Genomic DNA, 17,140 nt, shown 5'->3' with positions numbered 1-17,140 from the left:
TCACCGGTGAAACCGTGCGGGAGAGCACCCTGACAGCCGGTCAGGGTCCCTGAAGGAGCAAGCCCTCCCCGCAAACCTCTCAAGGCAAAGGACCGCACGGGCAAGGTGACCTCTGGAAAGCAGGCCCGCGGGCCTCGCCGAAGGTGAAAGTCCGGCAAAGCTCGGGCGAAGCTCTCAGGCATCGATGACAGAGGGGGAGGATGCTGGCATCCAATCCTGTCCTGAGGTGCGACAAATGTCCCGACCGACACCGCTACGAGACGTTCACGAGAGCCTCGGCGCCACGCTCACCGACTTCGCCGGGTGGCTCATGCCGCTCCGGTACGGCAGCGAGTCCGCGGAGCACAAGGCCGTTCGCGAGGCGGCCGGGCTGTTCGACCTCTCGCACATGGGCGAGATCTTCCTGACCGGGCCGCAGGCGGGGCAGGCGCTGGACTACGCGCTGGTCGGCCACCTGTCGGCGCTGGCTCCCGGCCGGGCCAGGTACACCATGATCGTGAACGAGCGCGGCGGGGTGCTCGACGACCTCATCGTCTACCGGCTCGGGGACGAGGAGTTCATGGTCGTGGCCAACGCCTCGAACTATGAAAAAGTCGGTAATGAGCTGAAAAATCGTACAAAGACGTACGACGTGGTGGTCGAGGATCGCTCGGACCAGTACGCGCTGATCGCCGTCCAGGGACCCCGCTCCCAGGAGATCCTCGCCACGCTCACCGACGCCGACCTCGGCGGGCTCAAGTACTACGCGGGCCTGCCGGGCCTGGTGGACGGCCGGCAGGCGCTCATCGCCCGTACCGGCTACACCGGCGAGGATGGATTCGAGCTGTTCGTGGCCAACCAGGACGCGGTCCCGCTGTGGCACGCCCTCATGGCGGCCGGCGAGCCGCACGGGCTGCGGCCGGCGGGCCTGTCCAGCCGCGACACGCTCAGGCTCGAGGCCGGCATGCCGCTGTACGGGAACGAACTGGGCGAGCAGCTCACTCCGTTCGACGCGGGGCTGGGCAGGGTGGTGAAATTCGACAAGCCGGGCGACTTCGTCGGCAGGTCGGCGCTCGAGGCGGTCAAGGACGACGCGCCCCGACGCCGGCTCGTCGGCCTGGTCGCGCGGGGCCGCCGGGTGCCGCGCCATGGCTACCCGGTAACCGAGAACGGCGTCGTCGTCGGCGAGGTCACCAGTGGTGCGCCTTCCCAGACTCTGGGAAAGCCCATCGCGATGGCTTATGTGGACACCGGCGCCGGATCAGGCCTGGCCGTGGACATCCGGGGCAGCCATGAACCTATGGACCTGGTTGAGCTGCCCTTTTACAGGAGGAACAAGTGAGCAACATCCCTGACGACCTGAGCTACACCAAGGAGCACGAGTGGGTGGCCGGCCTCGACGACGGCCTCACCGTGACCGTCGGCATCACGGCCTTCGCCGCCGAATCCCTTGGTGACGTCGTCTTCGTGCAGCTCCCCGAGGTCGGTGCGAGCGTCGAGCAGGGCGACTCCGTCGGCGAGGTGGAGTCCACCAAGTCGGTGAACGAGATCTACAGCCCGGTCGGGGGCGAGATCGTCGAGGTCAACCAGTCCATCGTGGACGACCCGAGCCTGGCCAACAGCGACCCGTACGGCGAGGGCTGGATGTTCCGGGTGCGCATGGAAGGCGACCCCGAGGACCTGCTCTCCGCCCAGGAGTACACGGCGCTGACCTCGGGCACCGAGTCCTGACCCATTCGCCGGGGCCCGCTAGTTCCGGGCCCCGGCCCTTCAGGAAGGGCGCACATCAATGGCGATCAGCGTCTTCGACCTCTTCAAGATAGGCATCGGCCCGTCGAGCTCCCACACGGGCGGCCCGATGGCGGCGGCCCACAAGTTCGCCCGCGGGCTCCACCAGGACGGCCTGCTCGACCAGGTGGCGCGCGTGGAGGCCATCCTGTACGGCTCGCTCGGCCTGACCGGCAAGGGCCACGGCAGCGACAAGGCGGTCCTGCTCGGCCTGTCCGGCGAGAAGCCGGAGCTGGTCGACGTCGACACCGTGGACGCCCGCATCGCCGAGATGCGCGAGTCCGGCACGGTCAAGCTGTTCGGCACGCACGAGATCCCGTTCGTCGTGGGCGAGCACCTCGTCTTCGAACGCAAGATCTCGCTGCCCGAGCACCCCAACGGCATGCGTTTCACCGCCTACTCCGCCTCCGGCGAGCGGCTCAGAGAGAAGGTGTACTTCTCGGTCGGCGGCGGCTTCGTCGTGGACGAGAAGGCCACCGGCGCCGACCGCATCAAGCCGGACGACACCGTGCTGCCCTACCCCTTCACCACCGGCGAGGAGCTGCTCAAGCACTGCTCGAACACGGGCCTGTCGATCTCCGCCGTCATGCTGGAGAACGAGCGGGCGTTCGGGCGTACCGAGGAGGAGATTAGGCAGGGCCTGCTGAACCTCTGGCAGGTCATGTCCGACTGCGTACGCCGCGGCATCTCCAAGGAGGGCGTCCTGCCCGGCGGGCTCAAGGTCAAGCGCCGCGCCAACCAGCTCCACCGCCGCCTGCAGTCGGAGTCGGCCGAGAAGGACCCCTTGCAGGCGATGGACTGGATCACGCTGTTCGCGCTGGCGGTCAACGAGGAGAACGCCGCCGGCGGCCGCATCGTCACCGCCCCCACCAACGGCGCCGCCGGCATCATCCCGGCCGTCCTGACCTACTACACCCGCTTCGTCCCGCATGCCGACGACGAGGGGGTGGTCCGCTTCCTCCTGACGGCCGGCGCGATCGGCGTGCTGTTCAAGGAGAACGCCTCGATCTCGGGCGCCGAGGTGGGCTGCCAGGGCGAGGTCGGCTCGGCCTGCTCGATGGCCTCGGCCGGGCTCACGGAGGTCCTCGGGGGCACGCCCGAGCAGGTGGAGAACGCGGCCGAGATCGGCATCGAGCACAACCTGGGCCTGACCTGCGACCCGATCGGCGGCCTGGTCCAGATCCCGTGCATCGAGCGCAACGCGGTCGCCTCCAACAAGGCCATCACGGCGGCCCGCATCGCGCTGCGCGGCGACGGCCGCCACTACGTGGCCCTCGACAAGGCGATCAAGACCATGCGGGACACCGGCCGCGACATGCTCGACAAGTACAAGGAGACCTCGCGCGGCGGCCTGGCCGTCAACGTGATCGAGTGCTGACCGGGCGCCGCACGTGCAGCCGGACGACGGCCGGGCATTCGTCGTCGCTGATCTCGCGCCGGATCCGGCCCACGATGTCCTGATCCAGCTTGCCCACCACCGCCCCCACGTCCGCCGCCGCCGGGCAGGTCAGGCCGATGCGCAGGCCGTCCTCCGCGACCCGCACGCCTGTCCTGCTCAGCCCGTCCACGCCCTTGAGGCCGACGAACAGCATCGCCGTGCCCGTGCCGTTGTGCGTGCCCCGGCGCCCCCAGCCCAGGCAGAGCAGCAGCCAGCGCAGCGAGACCAGGGCCAGCAGCAGCAGGCCCAGCGCGAGCAGCCACAGGGGCCAGGGCTCCTCCGCCAGCGCCCTGTGGGTCTGGGCGGGCAGGACCCTGGCGTTCGGCGGCAGGTCGAGGAAGCGGTCCTCGCCGCGCAGCCACGCGTACGTCCCGAGGCCCAGCAGCGTCGTGCCCACGACGGCCAGGCCCACGCGGTTGCCGGCGTACTGGCGCATCACGCGGCCCTCCTGCGCAGGCGGACCACGACCTCGCCCGTGCCCAGCGTGCCCACGCCCGCCAGGCGGTCGCCCACGGCGGTCCCGACCTGCCTGAGCATCTGGCCGGAGCTCTCCGCGCCCGTCATCACGGTGACCTCGATGGTGCGCCTGCGCAGCCGTACGCGGGCCTTGTCCACGCCCGCCACCTGCTGCGCCGCCGCGCACAACGTGCGGCGCAGGCCCGCGCGGGTGATGCCGATGACGATCAGCGGGTCGGACGTCTCGACCGGCACCATCCTGGAGCGGCCAGGGACGATCGCCAGCAGCACCATCACCGCGCCCGCCCCCGCCACGACCAGGGCCCCGGTGGCGATTTCCGGCCAGGTGCTCCGGCTCGCGAGGTCGACCAGCTCGTTCACGGGCACCCAGCCGAGCGGCGCGCCGAGCAGCCCCGACACCACCTCGGCCGCGGTCGCCCCCAGCCCGGCGGCCAGCGTGAGCGCGACCAGAGCTCCCGGGAGGGTACGCGCCGGCCTGAGCGCCCTGCTCGCCCTGCGCAGCCCGGCGTGCCTGGGGGCGGCGACGGCGCCGGGCAGTATCTGCTGAAGCGTGGTCATCACAACGACAGACGTACATGGGTCCCGCATGGCCTGAACCGCGCCCTCGCCGCCGATTTGCCCGATCATTACGGGGACCACGGTTAACGCGAACAAGTCTCATATTCATTTGCCCCATATGCGGTTACGCTGCCGGTATGGATGACCGCCAGCGCTACGACCGCGCCACAGCGGCCCTCGAACCGCCGTTCGCCATCCTCGACCTGGCAGCCATGCGGGCCAACGCGGCCGACCTCGTACGACGGGCGGCGGGCAAGCCGATCCGGGTCGCCAGCAAGTCCGTACGCAGCCGCCCCCTCCTCGAACGCATCCTGGCCATGGACGGCTTCCGCGGCGTCATGGCCTTCACCCTGCCCGAGGCCCTCTGGCTGGCCGCGCACGGCTTCACCGACATCCTGGTCGCCTACCCCACGGTCGACCGGCAAGCGCTCGCCGCCCTGGCCGGGGACCCGGGCGCGGCCCGGGAGATCACCGTGATCGTCGACTCCCCCGCCCATCTCGACTTCATCGAGACCGCCGTGGCCGCGGTCCACCCGCGCGCCGAGATCCGGATCTGCATCGACATCGACGCCGGATATGTCGCCCTCGGCGGGCGATTCCGGGCGGGCGCGCTCCGCTCCCCCATCCGCGAGCCCGGCCAGGCCGCCGACCTGGCCGGCGTCGTCGCCAAGCGGCCGGGGTTCCGGCTGGCGGGGCTGATGGCGTACGAGTCGCAGATCGCCGGGGTCGGCGACGACCCGCCCGCGGGCCCCGCCTACGCCCGCCTCATCAGGGCCATGCAGGCCCGCTCGGCCAGGGATCTCATCCTCCGGCGCGGCCGCATCGTGAACGCGGTGCGGCAGATCGCCGACCTCGAGTTCGTCAACGGCGGCGGCACCGGCTCGGTCGAGCGCACCACGCGCGAGAAGGCCGTCACGGAGGTGGCGGCGGGCTCCGGCTTCTTCCACCCCAGGCTGTTCGACTTCTACCGCGGCTTCACCGGCCGGCCGGCGGCACTCTTCGCGCTCCCGGTGGTGCGCCGCCCGGCCCCGGACACGGTGACCGTGCTCGGCGGTGGCTATCTGGCCTCGGGCGCCCCCGGGCCGAGCCGCCTGCCCCAGCCGTACCTGCCCGCCGGCCTGCGCTACGCGCGCGACGAGGGCGCGGGCGAGGTGCAGACCCCGCTGCTCGGCCAGGCCGCCGGGGATCTGCGGATCGGCGACCGGGTGTGGTTCAGGCACGCCAAGGCGGGCGAGATGTGCGAGCGCTTCGACGCGCTGCACCTCGTCGACGGCGACACCCTGGTGGAGTCGGTGCCGACCTACCGGGGCGAGGGCCGCACGTTCCTGTGAGGCGGCCGGCTCAGAGGCGGCGTCGCCGGCGCCGCCACAGCACGATGGCCGCCCCCACGACCAGCACCGCGCCGACCCCGATCAGCACCGGCCCCAGATCCGGCCGCTCTTCCTCCCACACCCGATCGGGATCGTCAGCGTATTCGACCGGCCTCGGCGTCACTCCGAGGGCATCCCCCACGGATGCCACGAAGTGCCCGGCCCGGCTCTTGACGTCGGCCACCGTACGCTCGGCGACCCGCTTGGGGCTCACCCGATCGGCAATGGCGTCGACCGTCTGCGCCAGCTCCGCGCGCGTCCGCGCGATCCGCCGCTCCAGCTCGTCGGGATCGGTGTCAGCCATGGCTCTCCTTTCGACCGTACGCGTGCCCCGCGGCGGGCCCCGTCCGTTCTGGTCGTGATCAGTCTGTCAGGTCGGCACGCCGTACGGCACGGCGGCCAGGCCGGTAGGTTGGCGGGAAGAACTCAGGAGGGCCCATTGACCGAAACCAAGCTCGCGCCCGGCGACGCCGCGCCCGAGTTCACGCTACCCACCGCCGACGGCGGCACCGTCTCCCTCGATGCGCACCGAGGCAAGCGGGTGATCCTTTATTTCTACCCCGCCGCGATGACTCCCGGGTGCACCAAGCAGGCATGCGATTTCCGCGACAACCTGAGCCGGCTCACCGCCGAGGGATTCGTCGTCCTCGGCGTGTCGAAGGACAAGCCGGAGAAGCTGGCCAAGTTCGCCGAGCGCGACGCGCTGACCTTCCCGCTGCTGTCCGACCCCGACCTGGCCGTCCACCAGGCCTACGGCGCCTACGGCACGAAGAAGCTGTACGGCAAGGAGGTCGTGGGCGTCATCCGCTCGACCTTCGTCATCGACGGCGACGGGAAAGTGGAGCAGGCGCTCTACAACGTGAAGGCGACGGGCCACGTGGCCTCGCTCAAGAAGAAGCTCGGCCTGTCCTGACCCGGCGGCCGCGGGCCCTCCCCTTGCCGGAGGGCCCGAATCGCCTTCCGGACGGGAGCCACCTCATCATCACGGGTGCCCCCTGCTCCCATTCGGAGCGCTAAACTGTCACAAGCCCGCTGCGGCGGGGATTGCGCGGGCGTGGCGAAATGGCATACGCGGCAGGTTTAGGTCCTGTTGGTGGCAACACTGTGGGGGTTCGAGTCCCCCCGCCCGCACACCTGTCCACGGCTCGGCCGCTGTTTTCGCCCGGCAAATGTCACCGGGCGCGGGATCCGCATTCGGCACGAATTCCCGCCGACAACTCCGCCAATTCGCGGATCCCCGATACGGCGATCCCTAGCCGGTCCTGACGGGCCTCGGGGCCACGTTCTCGCCATCCGGAGCGTCCGGGGCATCAGGCGCCGGAGCCGGCAACACCCTGTCGGGCGGCGGCACGACGCAATAGAGATCCTCTTCGCTCTCGTAGCAGCCCGATTCCAGCCTCTCCGGCATCATGAAGTCGCGGTGCGCGGGATGGTCGGGCCGCATCCAGACGCCGTACCGGCCGTGGTCGTCGTGATCGTCGCTGAAGGCGGCCACTCCGAGCCCGCCGAGCAGGCCGCCGACGACGAGGCCGATCAGGCCGGCGCCGATGATCTGGCGCCGCTTGCGGCGGGCGAAGTCACTGAAGGATTCGCGCTCCCAGCCGGCCGGATCGGGCACGGTGGGCGGGATGTACGCGTATGCGCGGTCCGCCTGCTCCCCGTACTTCAGCTGACCCGGCTCCTCGCCCGGCGAGCGCAGTTCCTGGGTCGGCTCGGTGGGACTCGGGTCGCGCGGCGCTTCCTCTTCGCCGCGCGACCCGGCGTCGCGATCATGATCCGCCATCACGATCTCCCTTTACTCGCCCCGCAGGGGGCGCTCCCGGTAACGAGGATGCCAAAGCCAGCGTAAGCCCCGCGTAAGCACCAGGCCATGTAAGACCTGGGTCGTAGTCGTACTTCAGCCTCCAGACGGACCAATGTCCCGGCGGCCCTACATATCGTGATGATGTGTTCGGCAGTGTACGGGCGTGGTCCAGGCGCCATGAGAAGCTGGCGGGCGCCCTGCGGGTGACTCCCCTGGCGGCGCTCTGCGCCATCCTGGCGGTGCCGTACGGCGCGAGTACCCCGCCGGACGACGGCGTCTACCTCGGTGTGGGCCTCTACCTGGCCCTGTCGGCGGCGCTGCTGGCGCCGCTGGTGTGGCGCGACCGGCCGATCGCCTCGTTCGCCGCCGTCGCGCTGATCAGCTTCGGGCAGTGGCTGGCGGGGGTCCATCCGCTGCCCGCCAACCTCGCGGTGCTGGTCGCGCTCTGGGCGGTGGCCTACCGGTGCTCGTTCCGCTGGGCGCTGGCAGCGGGGCTGGTGGCGGAGCTGGGCATGTCCATGGCGCTGGTCAACTGGTACGACCCGACGTTCGGCGTGTTCTTCAGCGGCTCGATCTTCGTGGTGACGGTCTGGCTGACCGGCCTGTACGCCAGCACGCGCAGGCGCTACCTGGAGGGCCTGGAGGAGCGCGCCGAGCGGGCCGAGCGCGAGCGCGACCAGCAGGCCAGGATGGCGGCCGCGGCCGAGCGGGCCAGGATCGCCCGGGAGCTGCACGACGTGGTGGCCCACAACGTCAGCGTGATGGTGGTGCAGGCCGACGGCGCCGGCTACGCCATGGACAGCGACATCGAGCAGGCCCGGCTGGCCGTCAGGAACATCTCGAAGACCGGCCGCGCCGCGCTCGCCGAGATGCGCCGGCTGGTGGGCGTCCTGCGCGAGAACGAGGCCGCGGGCACCGACTACACCCCGCAACCGGGGCTGGGCCAGCTGGAGGAGCTCGTACGCGGCTCGACCGTGCCCGCCCGGCTGCGGATCGACGGCGTGCCCGCCGACCTGCCCGAGGGCCAGCAGCTCGCGGTCTACCGCATCGTCCAGGAGGCTCTGACGAACGCGCTCAAGCACGGCGGCCCCGATGTCCGGGCCACCGTCGAGATCGACTACAGCGGCCCCGACCTGGTCGTCCGCGTGACCGACGACGGCCGGGGCGCCGCCGCCCCCAGGAGCCCCGACGGCCACGGCCTGATCGGCATGCGCGAGCGGGCCGGCATGTACGGCGGCGCCGTGTCGGCGGGCCCCCTGGGGGGCGGCGGCTTCGAGGTGCTGGCCAGATTGCCCATCACCAAGGAGGCGGCGTGATTCGCGTGATGCTGGTCGACGACCAGGAGTTGTTGCGGACCGGCTTCAGGATGGTGCTGGCGGCCCAGCCGGACATCGAGGTGGTGGCGGAGGCCGGCGACGGCGCCGCGGCCCTGGAGATCCTGAAGACCACCCAGGTGGACGTCGTGCTGATGGACGTGCGCATGCCCACGATGGACGGCGTGGAGGCCACCAGGCGCATCGAGGGGCCTAAGGTGCTCATCCTGACCACGTTCGACCTGGACGAGTACGCCTTCTCGGCGGTCAAGGCGGGCGCGGCCGGGTTCCTGCTCAAGGACGTGCCGCCGGCCGACCTGGTCACCGCGATCAGGGTCGTGCACGCGGGCGAGTCCGTGGTGTCGCCCAGCACGCTGCGGCGGATGCTGGACCGGTTCGCCGCGCAGCTGCCCACCGACGGGCCCCTGGCGGCGGCCGCGGGCGAGCTGACGCCGCGCGAGCGGGAGGTGCTGCTCATGGTGGCGCGCGGCCTGTCCAACATGGAGATCGCGGGCCGCCTGGAGGTGGCGGAGGCGACGGTGAAGACGCATCTGGGCCGGGTGCTGGCCAAACTGGGGCTGCGGGACCGGGCGCAGGTGGTGGTGTACGCGTACGAGGCCGGGCTGATCGTGCCCTCCCATCGGCCGAAAGTCTGACCGGGGTCATCTGCCGGCGCACATGAAGTCCCTCCTCAAGGCCCATGGATCAGCAGATTTCCACTCCTAGCGTTGGTCGCGTTGAAAGAACACGACGTAGGAGTGAACGTGACGCTCACCGAGACCCGGCGCCAAGCCCCGCCCGCGGCGGTGGCCACCGATCTGACCAAGGTGTACGGCCAGGGCGACGCCCAGGTCCACGCCCTGCGTGGCGTGACCGTGTCCTTCGCCACCGGGGCGTTCACCGCCATCATGGGCCCGTCGGGCTCCGGCAAGTCCACCCTGATGCACTGCCTGGCCGGCCTCGACGCCGCCACGTCGGGCACCGTGCACATCGGCGACGTGGAGCTGACCGGGCTGAACGACCGGCAGCTCACGATGCTGCGCCGGGAGCGGATCGGGTTCGTCTTCCAGGCGTTCAACCTGCTGCCCACGCTGACCGCCGAGCAGAACATCCGCCTGCCGCTGGACATCTCCGCCCGCCAGGCCGACCAGCCGCTGTTCGACCGGGTCATCGACACGGTCGGGCTGCGGGACCGGCTCGCGCACCGGCCGTCGGAGCTGTCCGGCGGCCAGCAGCAGCGCGTGGCCGTGGCCAGGGCGCTCATCAGCAAGCCCCAGGTGATCTTCGCCGACGAGCCCACGGGCAATCTGGACTCGCGCAGCGGCGCCGAGGTCCTGTCGTTCCTGCGCACCTCCGTACGCGAGCTGGGCCAGACCATCGTCATGGTCACGCACGACCCGGTGGCGGCCTCGTACGCCGACCGCGTGGTGTTCCTGCGGGACGGCGAGCTGGTCACCGAGCTCACCACGCCGACGCCGCAGTCCGTGCTGGACACGCTCGTCCGGCTGGAGGCCTGAGGTGCTGAAGACCGCGCTGGCCGGGCTGCGCGCGCACCGGCTGAGGCTGATGCTCACGTCACTGGCGATCATGCTGGGCGTGGGCTTCATCGCGGGCACGTTCGTGCTGAACGACACCATCGAGGCCGGCTTCGCCCAGCGGGTGACCGCCGACGCGGGCAAGGTCGACGTGGCCGTGCTGCCCAAGGACTCCGACGACGTGCTGCCCGAGGAGGTGCTGGAGCGCATCCGGGCGCTGCCGGGCGTGACCGAGGCGCAGGGCCTGGTCCGCGGCAGCACGCCCGTGCTCGGCAGGAACGGCAAGACCGCCGGCAACGCCCCCACCACGGCGCTGTCGATCGTCACGGGCCCGCTGGACCGTACCGACGTCGTCTCCGGCACCGGCCCGGGCACCGACGACGAGGCGGCCGTGCTGGACGAGAACACCGCCGAGGCCCAGGGCTTCCGGCTCGGCGACACGATCACCGTGCTGGACGGCGAGCGGGCCGAGCACCGCTTCCGGCTCGTCGGCCTGATCGACACCGGCGTGGACCAGATGCTGGCCTACACCGGCGCGGTCGGCTTCACCCCGGCCACCGCGTGGCGGATGACCGGCGGGAAGGGGTACGCCGAGATCGACGTCGCGGGCTCGGCCCCCGGGCTGAAGCAGGCCGTCGCGGCGGCCGCCGGCGGCGGGTACACCGTCAAGACCGGGGACGAGCTGGCCGACGACCTGGCCGGCGCGGCCGGGGTGGAGACCCGCTCGTTCACGATGGGCCTGCTGATGTTCGGCATCGTGGCGATGATGGTGGCCGCGCTGGTCATCTACAACACCTTCAACATCCTCGTCGCCCAGCGCACGCGGGAGATGGCGCTGCTGCGGTGCATCGGGGCCACCCGAGGGCAGGTGTTCGGCTCGATCATGCTGGAGTCGGCCGCCGTGGGCCTGGTGACCTCCGGGCTCGGCCTGCTCGTCGGGTACGGCCTGGCCACGCTCACCCTGACGATCCTCGGCGCGTTGGACGCCCCGCTGCACACGGACGCGGCGGTCACGCTCACCCCGGGCACGATCGCGATCGGCCTGGCCGTCGGCCTGGCGGTCACGGTGTGCGCGGCCCTGCTGCCGGCCAGGTCGGCCACCCGCGTGCCGCCGATCGCGGCCCTGCGCAGCCAGGCCGAGGAGCAGACGTTCCGCGCCGGCCTGGTACGCGCCGGGTTCGCCGCTCTCTTCCTGGTCGCGGGCCTGGCCACGACCGGCGTGGGCGCCTTCGTCCTCACGCCCGGCCAGGAGGTCTCGCTCTTCGTCGTCATGGGCGGGGGCGCGCTGACCTTCCTGGCGGTGCTCATCCTGGGCCCGGTGCTGATCAGGCCGCTGAGCGCGCTGGTGGGCTGGATCCCGCGCAGGCTGTTCGGGGTGCCGGGCCGCCTGGCGGTGGACAACTCCGGACGCAACCCGAAGCGGGCCGCGACCACCACGGTCGCGCTGACGATCGGGGTGACGCTGATGACGCTGATCTCGGTCGTCACCGCGTCCACCAGGCTGACGCTGACGGCCCAGCTGGACGAGCAGTTCCCGATCGACTACCTGCTGGCCGGCCAGGAGCGCGACTCCATCATCCCCAGGTCCGTGGCCGAGGAGCTGCGCGGCAGGCCGGAGCTGACCTCGGTGGCGCAGATCCGCGAGGTCAAGGCCGCGGTCGCGGGCAAGCGCCTCGACGTGGGCACGTTCAGCGGGCCCATCGAGCCGTACGTGTCCGCCGGGACCATGAAGGGCTTCGGCGCGGGCCAGGTGGCTCTGGACGACCTCACGGCCGAGGCGCTCGGCGCGCGGGTCGGCGACACGGTGACGCTCGCCACGAAACGCGCGGGCACGGTCTCGCTGAAGGTGGTCGCGCTGCTCAACGGCTCCCAGTCGTCGCTGACTCCCGTCACGATCGCGGAGCGGCCGTTCGACGCCTACTTCGGCGCCGTGCCCGACTCCCGCGTCATGGTGAACGCCAAGGACGGGGTGGCGGCGGACCGGGCCCGCGCGGTGGTGGACGCCGCCGCCGCGCCCTACCCGACCGTGCAGGTGAGCAGCTCGACGGAGATACGCGGGCAGTTCGACGAGACCCTCGACATGATGCTCATGATCATCACCGGGCTGCTGGGGCTGGCGATCCTCATCTCGCTCCTGGGCATCGCGAACACGCTGTCCCTGTCGGTGCACGAGCGGACCAGGGAGTCGGCCCTGCTGCGGGCCCTGGGCCTGACCCGGCCGCAGCTCCGCCGGATGCTGTCCGTCGAGGCGCTGATCCTCGGCCTGATCGGGGCGCTGGTGGGCGTCGTGCTGGGCGTCGTCTTCGGGTGGGCCGCGCTACGGGCGATGCTGGACGGGGCCCTGTTCTCGGCGCCGGTGCCGCAGATCGCGCTGTTCGTGGCGCTGTCGGGGCTGGCGGGCGTGCTGGCGGCGGTGGTCCCGGCCCGCCGCGCCGCGCGGGCCTCGATCGTGGGCTCTCTGGCCACGGATTGAGTCGGGCAAAAGACCCGTAGTCGAATAAAACCGATAAACCCGGATAGAGGGTATGTGCGGGTCGGGCGTCATTACGGGGGCGGCGCCCGGCCCCTCTTGATGATCCCCCAGGCCTGTCAGCCGGGTTGTCAGCGAGGTGTGCGGCCCGGCCAGAGCTCGGCCACTGTCTCCGGGTCGAGCAGCGGCCGGGCCACCACCTCGCCTGTCGCCCGGTCGATCACGACGCACCCGGCGCCGGCCGTCTCCGGCAGCCGGGCCGGATCGTCGGGTTCCAGGTCCCGCACCCACGCCACGTAACCGCCGTCGAACGCGTACACACCCACCGGCACCGCCTCCTCCGGCGGCCGCACCCCGTTGTAGTACTCCTCGGCCAGCGCCCTGGCCTGCTCCATGTTCATCGCGGCCGCCCCTGGCGGTCGAGGATCGAGCAGAACACCCCGGTCACGGTCCGGTACGGCGGCTCGACCGACATGTGCCCGCGCTGGGCGTCGATCCAGATCACCTCGCCGTCGAAGTTGACCGCGTTCCAGGCGTGCGAACCTCCTCCCGGCCAGCGCACCACGATGACGGCGGCCGCCCCGTGCCCGGCGTCGAGCAGCCGCCGCGCGATCATCGGGTAGGCGTGCCGGCCCTGGCCCGCGTACTGCAGGCGGTGCCCCACCCACCGCTCGATCCTGGCCACGCTGCCCCGCTCGCCGGTCAGCACCGGGCGGCCGATCGGGTCGTACTCGGGCAGCCTCGGCGCGGCCGTGGCGGGCTCGCCGTGCCAGGTGGACAGCACCGCCAGCGCGCAGTCGGCGGCGTTGGTGGCCCGGAAGGGGTCGTCGGCGGGGCCGCCGCCGTTCACCAGTCGCACCCAGGTGCCGCGCGGGTCGGGAAAGCGGGCGCCGGGCCGCAGCGCCTCCGCCAGGTCCCGCTCCACCTGTGGGTCCGGCTGCGCGAGCCCTCCCGGCACACCGTACGGGCGGCTGTCGGCGAGCCTGGGCGGCCGCCCGGGCAGGTCGAACCAGTCGCCACCCTCCGGCAGCCCACAGGTGGTCTCGACAGCGGCGCTCCCGGCGGTGGCCGCCGCGCCGGTCCCGGCGCCGGCTCTGGGAGCGGAGCCGTCCAGGGCGGGGTGGGCGGCCTGCTCGTAGTCCAGCCACCGCACCCCATCGGCCACCTCGGGGTTGTACCGTCCCTCCGGAAGGGCCCATCGGACACTCGGCTTGCGCTCGCGGACCACGGCCTGCCTCCTGTCATGCTCGACGACCGATCGTAGAGGGGCCGTCGTGACAACGAGGCGAACTCGGCGAATTTCCCCGCCCGAACTATCCCCCGTACCTGGGTAAACGTCCCAAACCTCAGCTCACTTTGACGGTGATGGAGTGCCATCCGGTCGCGCCGTCGGGCGCGGGCGGCGCGAGCTGGTCGGTCTGGGTGTACCCCGAGGCGTCGGTCGCCCGCACCTCGATCGTGTGCTCGCCGGGAGTCGCGGCCCAGTCGATCGACCACTGCCGCCAGGTGTCGGGCCCGGGCACCTCCGCCAGCTTGGCCTGCCGCCACTGCCCGCGGTCCACGCGCACCTCCACCGCGTCCACGCCGGTGTGCTGCGCCCACGCCACTCCGGCGATCGTGGTGCCGCCCGCCTTGAGCGAGTCGCCGGACTTGGGCACGTCGATGCGCGACTGCGTCTTGATCGGGCCCTTGGCCGACCAGCCACGCGGGGTCCAGTACGCCTCGTCCCGGTCGAACCTGGTCACCTTGATGTCCACCACCCACTTGGTGGCCGACACGTACCCGTACAGTCCCGGCACCACCTGCCGCACCGGGAAGCCGTGGTCGACGGGGAGCACCTCGCCGTTCATCGCGACCGCGAACAGCGCCTCCCGGCCGTCCATCACCACGTCCACCGGGGTGCCGCAGGTGAAGCCGTCGGCGGAGGTGGACAGCAGCATGTCGGCGTCGGACCGCAGCCCCGCGCGGCGCAGCACCTCGGACATGCGCACGCCCAGCCAGCGGGCGTTGCCGACATAGGGGCCGCCGACCTCGTTGGAGACGCAGGCCAGCGTGACGTCGGCCTCGGTGAGCGGCATCTTCAGCAGGTCGGCGTAGGTGAGCTCGACGGGACGGTCGACCAGGCCGTGGATGCGCAGCTTCCAGTCGTTCGGGTCGACCTGGGGGACGACGAGGGCGGTGTCGACACGGTAGAAGTCCCGGTTCGGCGTGACGAACGGCGACAGGCCGCGGATGCGCAGATCGGCGCCTGCCGGGAGGGGCTTGGCGGGAGTCGCCGGCCTGGGCAGGGCCACCCCGGTGCGCGCCGCGTCCACCGCCTGCCGCCCGCCGAGCTGCTGCCCGAGCACCCCGGCCGCCCCGGCGACCACCACACCGCCGACCGCCCCGGTCAGCAGCCGCCGCCGATCGAACGCGACCGGCTCACCCCCGGCCCGCATCACCGCCGGCCGCTCGGCACCGTCCCCCGCCTGCTCGCCGACAGCTGAGGTGGCCCGCTCGGCACCGACCAGGGTGAGGGGGACCGAGGCAGCGGAGGCGGAGGCCGTGTCCGGGGCGGGCCCGGCACCTCGTCGCCCGCCCGCCCGGCGTACCAGCCAGGCGAGTGCCCAGGCGCCGACGGCCACCCCCACCACGGTCGGCAACGCGTCCAGGGGCCCGGCGTCCGGCCGGGTGACCACCGCCAGCGCGCCGATCACCCCGAACGCCGCCAGCCCCGCGAAGCCGTAGGCGAGCCGTCGCCAGGCCAGCACCCCGATGAGAGCGGCGACCCCGGCGAGCACCACCAGCACGCCCCCCACGAGAACGGCCTTGTCGTTCTCGCCGAACGTCCTGATCGCGAAGTCCTTGACCGGGGCGGGCGTCAGATCGACGGTCGCATCGCCCACGGCCACCACGGGAAACGTCTCGGGCCCGACGAATCCGGCCACGAGCTGCGCGATCCCGAGGGCCACGCCTCCGGACACCAGTCCCGCCAAGGCGCCCGCCCAGGCGGGAGCCATCTCATTCCTCTGCACAGTCCGAAGGTACGTCCCCCCGCGCCACAGGGTTCTTACGCGGTGGTTACGAGCTGAGCAGATCGCGCACGATCGGCGCCAGCGCGCGGAAGGCGCGCCCGCGGTGGCTGATCGCGTCCTTCTCCTCGGGCGCCATCTCGGCCGTCGTGCGCTCCTCGCCGTCGGGCACGAAGATCGGGTCGTAGCCGAAGCCGTTGGACCCCCGCGGCGTCGTGACGAGGCGGCCGGGCAGAGTGCCCTCCACCACGCGGTGTTCCCCCGACGGCAGCGCCAGGACCGCGGCGCAGGCGAAGTGCGCGGTCAGCTTCCCGGCGGGCACGTCGGAGATCTGGGCCAGCAGCAGCTCCAGGTTGGCGCGGTCGTCGCCGTGGCGCCCCGCCCAGCGGGCCGAGAAGACCCCCGGCATGCCGTTGAGCACGTCGACGCACAGCCCCGAGTCGTCGGCCACCGCGGGCAGCCCGGACTGCTGAGCCACCGCGTGCGCCTTCAGCAGCGCGTTCTCCTCGAACGTGACGCCGGTCTCGGCGACCTCGCCGATCGAGGGGAACTCCTCGAGCCCGACGATCTCGAACCCGCTGAGGATGCGGCGCAGCTCCGCGATCTTGCCCGCGTTGCGGGTGGCCAGCACGATCTTCATGCGCCCAGGGCCTCCTGCTGGATCAGGGTCAGCTCCTCACAGCCCGCCACGGCCAGGTCGAGCAGCTGGTCGAGCACGGCGCGGTCGAAGGGCGCGCCCTCGGCGGTGCCCTGGACCTCGACGAAACTGCCCTCGCCGGTCATCACGACGTTCATGTCGGTCTCGGCGGCGACGTCCTCGGTGTAGCAGAGGTCGAGCATCGGCACCGAGCCGACCACGCCGACGGAGACGGCCGCGACCGAGCCGATGAGCGGGTCTCCCGGGCACATGCGGCGCTCGCGCATCCAGGCGACCGCGTCGGCCAGCGCGACGTAGGCGCCGGTGATCGCGGCGGTCCGGGTGCCGCCGTCGGCCTGCAGCACGTCGCAGTCGAGCAGAATGGAGTTTTCGCCCAACGCTTTGTAATCGACGCACGCGCGCAGTGAACGCCCGATCAACCGGGAAATCTCGTGAGTCCGGCCGCCGATTTTGCCGCGGACCGATTCACGATCGTTACGGGTATTGGTCGCTCGCGGCAACATGGCGTATTCGGCCGTAACCCAGCCCTGCCCGCTGCCTCTGCGCCACCGGGGCACGCTGTCCTGGACCGACGCGGCGCACAACACCCGGGTGCCGCCGAATTCGACCAGCACCGATCCTTCCGCGTGGGTCAGCCATTGCCTGGTGATGGTAATGGGACGGAGCTGGTCAGGGCCGCGGCCATCCTGTCTGGACATGCAGATCACCCTATCTCCGCGGCACAACGCCCTTGACCAAA

18 protein-coding genes, 1 tRNA gene and 1 riboswitch are annotated in these 17,140 nt (G+C 71.7%); of the genes, 10 read left to right on the top strand and 9 right to left on the bottom strand.

The genetic code is table 11. The features are described 5' to 3' along the window. Positions 1 to 7 precede the first annotated feature (7 nt). A riboswitch (glycine riboswitch) is annotated at positions 8 to 105 on the top strand. A 130-nt stretch (positions 106 to 235) separates the two neighbouring features. From gcvT to ACBJ59_RS37850, 3 genes are read left to right on the top strand one after another with little or no spacing between them, the layout of a single operon-like run. Continuing rightward, a complete protein-coding gene (gene gcvT / locus ACBJ59_RS37860) occupies positions 236 to 1,321 on the top strand; it encodes a glycine cleavage system aminomethyltransferase GcvT (protein ID WP_375114975.1) in 1,086 nt (361 codons plus the stop codon). Next, entirely contained in the window at positions 1,318 to 1,710 is a 393-nt protein-coding gene (gene gcvH, locus ACBJ59_RS37855) for a glycine cleavage system protein GcvH (protein WP_364114567.1), read from the top strand. Before gcvT ends, gcvH begins: the two co-directional genes overlap by 4 nt. A gap of 58 nt (positions 1,711 to 1,768) precedes the next feature. Next, a complete protein-coding gene (locus ACBJ59_RS37850; protein ID WP_375114974.1) occupies positions 1,769 to 3,145 on the top strand; it encodes an L-serine ammonia-lyase in 1,377 nt (458 codons plus the stop codon). On the opposite strand, the gene ACBJ59_RS37845 is transcribed toward ACBJ59_RS37850, so the two are convergent. Together ACBJ59_RS37845 and ACBJ59_RS37840 are read right to left on the bottom strand one after the other, a co-directional pair. Next, entirely contained in the window at positions 3,126 to 3,644 is a 519-nt protein-coding gene (locus ACBJ59_RS37845; protein WP_375114973.1) for a hypothetical protein, read from the bottom strand. The genes ACBJ59_RS37850 and ACBJ59_RS37845 overlap by 20 nt on opposite strands. Further along, positions 3,641 to 4,240 carry a DUF6286 domain-containing protein gene (locus ACBJ59_RS37840; protein ID WP_375114972.1) on the bottom strand — a complete coding sequence of 200 codons (600 nt, stop codon included), beginning with the start codon at positions 4,238 to 4,240 and terminating at the stop codon, positions 3,641 to 3,643. Before ACBJ59_RS37840 ends, ACBJ59_RS37845 begins: the two co-directional genes overlap by 4 nt. Before the next feature lie 137 nt (positions 4,241 to 4,377). On the opposite strand from ACBJ59_RS37840, the gene ACBJ59_RS37835 reads away from it, so the two are divergent. Beyond that, a complete protein-coding gene (locus ACBJ59_RS37835) occupies positions 4,378 to 5,571 on the top strand; it encodes an amino acid deaminase/aldolase (protein ID WP_375114971.1) in 1,194 nt (397 codons plus the stop codon). Positions 5,572 to 5,581: 10 nt separating this feature from the next. On the opposite strand, the gene ACBJ59_RS37830 is transcribed toward ACBJ59_RS37835, so the two are convergent. Beyond that, positions 5,582 to 5,914, bottom strand: coding sequence for a DUF3618 domain-containing protein (locus tag ACBJ59_RS37830; RefSeq protein ID WP_364114557.1), 333 nt, complete (start codon positions 5,912 to 5,914; stop codon positions 5,582 to 5,584). 135 nt (positions 5,915 to 6,049) lie between these two features. On the opposite strand from ACBJ59_RS37830, the gene bcp reads away from it, so the two are divergent. Together bcp and ACBJ59_RS37820 are read left to right on the top strand one after the other, a co-directional pair. After that, positions 6,050 to 6,523, top strand: a complete 474-nt coding sequence (bcp, locus tag ACBJ59_RS37825; RefSeq protein ID WP_375114970.1) for a thioredoxin-dependent thiol peroxidase — start codon at positions 6,050 to 6,052, stop codon at positions 6,521 to 6,523. A gap of 135 nt (positions 6,524 to 6,658) precedes the next feature. After that, a tRNA-Leu gene (locus ACBJ59_RS37820) sits at positions 6,659 to 6,741 on the top strand. A 121-nt stretch (positions 6,742 to 6,862) separates the two neighbouring features. Here ACBJ59_RS37820 and ACBJ59_RS37815 read toward each other — a convergent pair. Next, positions 6,863 to 7,396 (bottom strand): hypothetical protein, encoded by a 534-nt coding sequence (locus ACBJ59_RS37815; RefSeq protein WP_375114969.1) that lies wholly within the window; start codon positions 7,394 to 7,396, stop codon positions 6,863 to 6,865. Positions 7,397 to 7,557: 161 nt separating this feature from the next. Here ACBJ59_RS37815 and ACBJ59_RS37810 point away from each other — a divergent pair, with 161 nt between their 5' ends. The 4 genes from ACBJ59_RS37810 (at position 7,558) to ACBJ59_RS37795 (ending at position 12,735) form a co-directional block, all read left to right on the top strand. Beyond that, a complete protein-coding gene (locus ACBJ59_RS37810) occupies positions 7,558 to 8,730 on the top strand; it encodes a sensor histidine kinase (RefSeq protein WP_375114968.1) in 1,173 nt (390 codons plus the stop codon). Continuing rightward, positions 8,727 to 9,383, top strand: coding sequence for a response regulator (locus tag ACBJ59_RS37805; RefSeq protein WP_375114967.1), 657 nt, complete (start codon positions 8,727 to 8,729; stop codon positions 9,381 to 9,383). The genes ACBJ59_RS37810 and ACBJ59_RS37805 overlap by 4 nt, the downstream gene beginning before the upstream one ends. Before the next feature lie 108 nt (positions 9,384 to 9,491). Further along, complete coding sequence (locus tag ACBJ59_RS37800; RefSeq protein ID WP_375114966.1) at positions 9,492 to 10,244, top strand: ABC transporter ATP-binding protein; 753 nt, start codon at positions 9,492 to 9,494, stop codon at positions 10,242 to 10,244. 1 nt (position 10,245) lies between these two features. After that, a complete protein-coding gene (locus ACBJ59_RS37795) occupies positions 10,246 to 12,735 on the top strand; it encodes an ABC transporter permease (protein WP_375114965.1) in 2,490 nt (829 codons plus the stop codon). A gap of 128 nt (positions 12,736 to 12,863) precedes the next feature. On the opposite strand, the gene ACBJ59_RS37790 is transcribed toward ACBJ59_RS37795, so the two are convergent. From ACBJ59_RS37790 to rph, 5 genes are all read right to left on the bottom strand, one after another. Next, positions 12,864 to 13,133, bottom strand: coding sequence for a hypothetical protein (locus tag ACBJ59_RS37790; RefSeq protein WP_375114964.1), 270 nt, complete (start codon positions 13,131 to 13,133; stop codon positions 12,864 to 12,866). Continuing rightward, positions 13,130 to 13,897, bottom strand: coding sequence for a toxin glutamine deamidase domain-containing protein (locus ACBJ59_RS37785; RefSeq protein WP_375114963.1), 768 nt, complete (start codon positions 13,895 to 13,897; stop codon positions 13,130 to 13,132). The genes ACBJ59_RS37790 and ACBJ59_RS37785 overlap by 4 nt, the downstream gene beginning before the upstream one ends. A 181-nt stretch (positions 13,898 to 14,078) precedes the next feature. After that, positions 14,079 to 15,731 carry a molybdopterin-dependent oxidoreductase gene (locus ACBJ59_RS37780; RefSeq protein WP_375115124.1) on the bottom strand — a complete coding sequence of 551 codons (1,653 nt, stop codon included), beginning with the start codon at positions 15,729 to 15,731 and terminating at the stop codon, positions 14,079 to 14,081. Positions 15,732 to 15,792: 61 nt separating this feature from the next. After that, positions 15,793 to 16,383: an RdgB/HAM1 family non-canonical purine NTP pyrophosphatase gene (gene rdgB / locus ACBJ59_RS37775; protein ID WP_375114962.1), complete on the bottom strand. Its 591-nt coding sequence runs from the start codon at positions 16,381 to 16,383 to the stop codon at positions 15,793 to 15,795. Next, positions 16,380 to 17,099, bottom strand: a complete 720-nt coding sequence (gene rph, locus ACBJ59_RS37770) for a ribonuclease PH (protein ID WP_375114961.1) — start codon at positions 17,097 to 17,099, stop codon at positions 16,380 to 16,382. Before rph ends, rdgB begins: the two co-directional genes overlap by 4 nt. Positions 17,100 to 17,140: the final 41 nt, after the last annotated feature.

It is taken from the genome of Nonomuraea sp. MTCD27, assembly GCF_041950495.1.
In the GTDB taxonomy this organism is placed as follows: domain Bacteria; phylum Actinomycetota; class Actinomycetes; order Streptosporangiales; family Streptosporangiaceae; genus Nonomuraea.
Note: the sequence above shows the minus strand (reverse complement) of the source record. Positions and strands in the feature narration are given on the sequence as shown.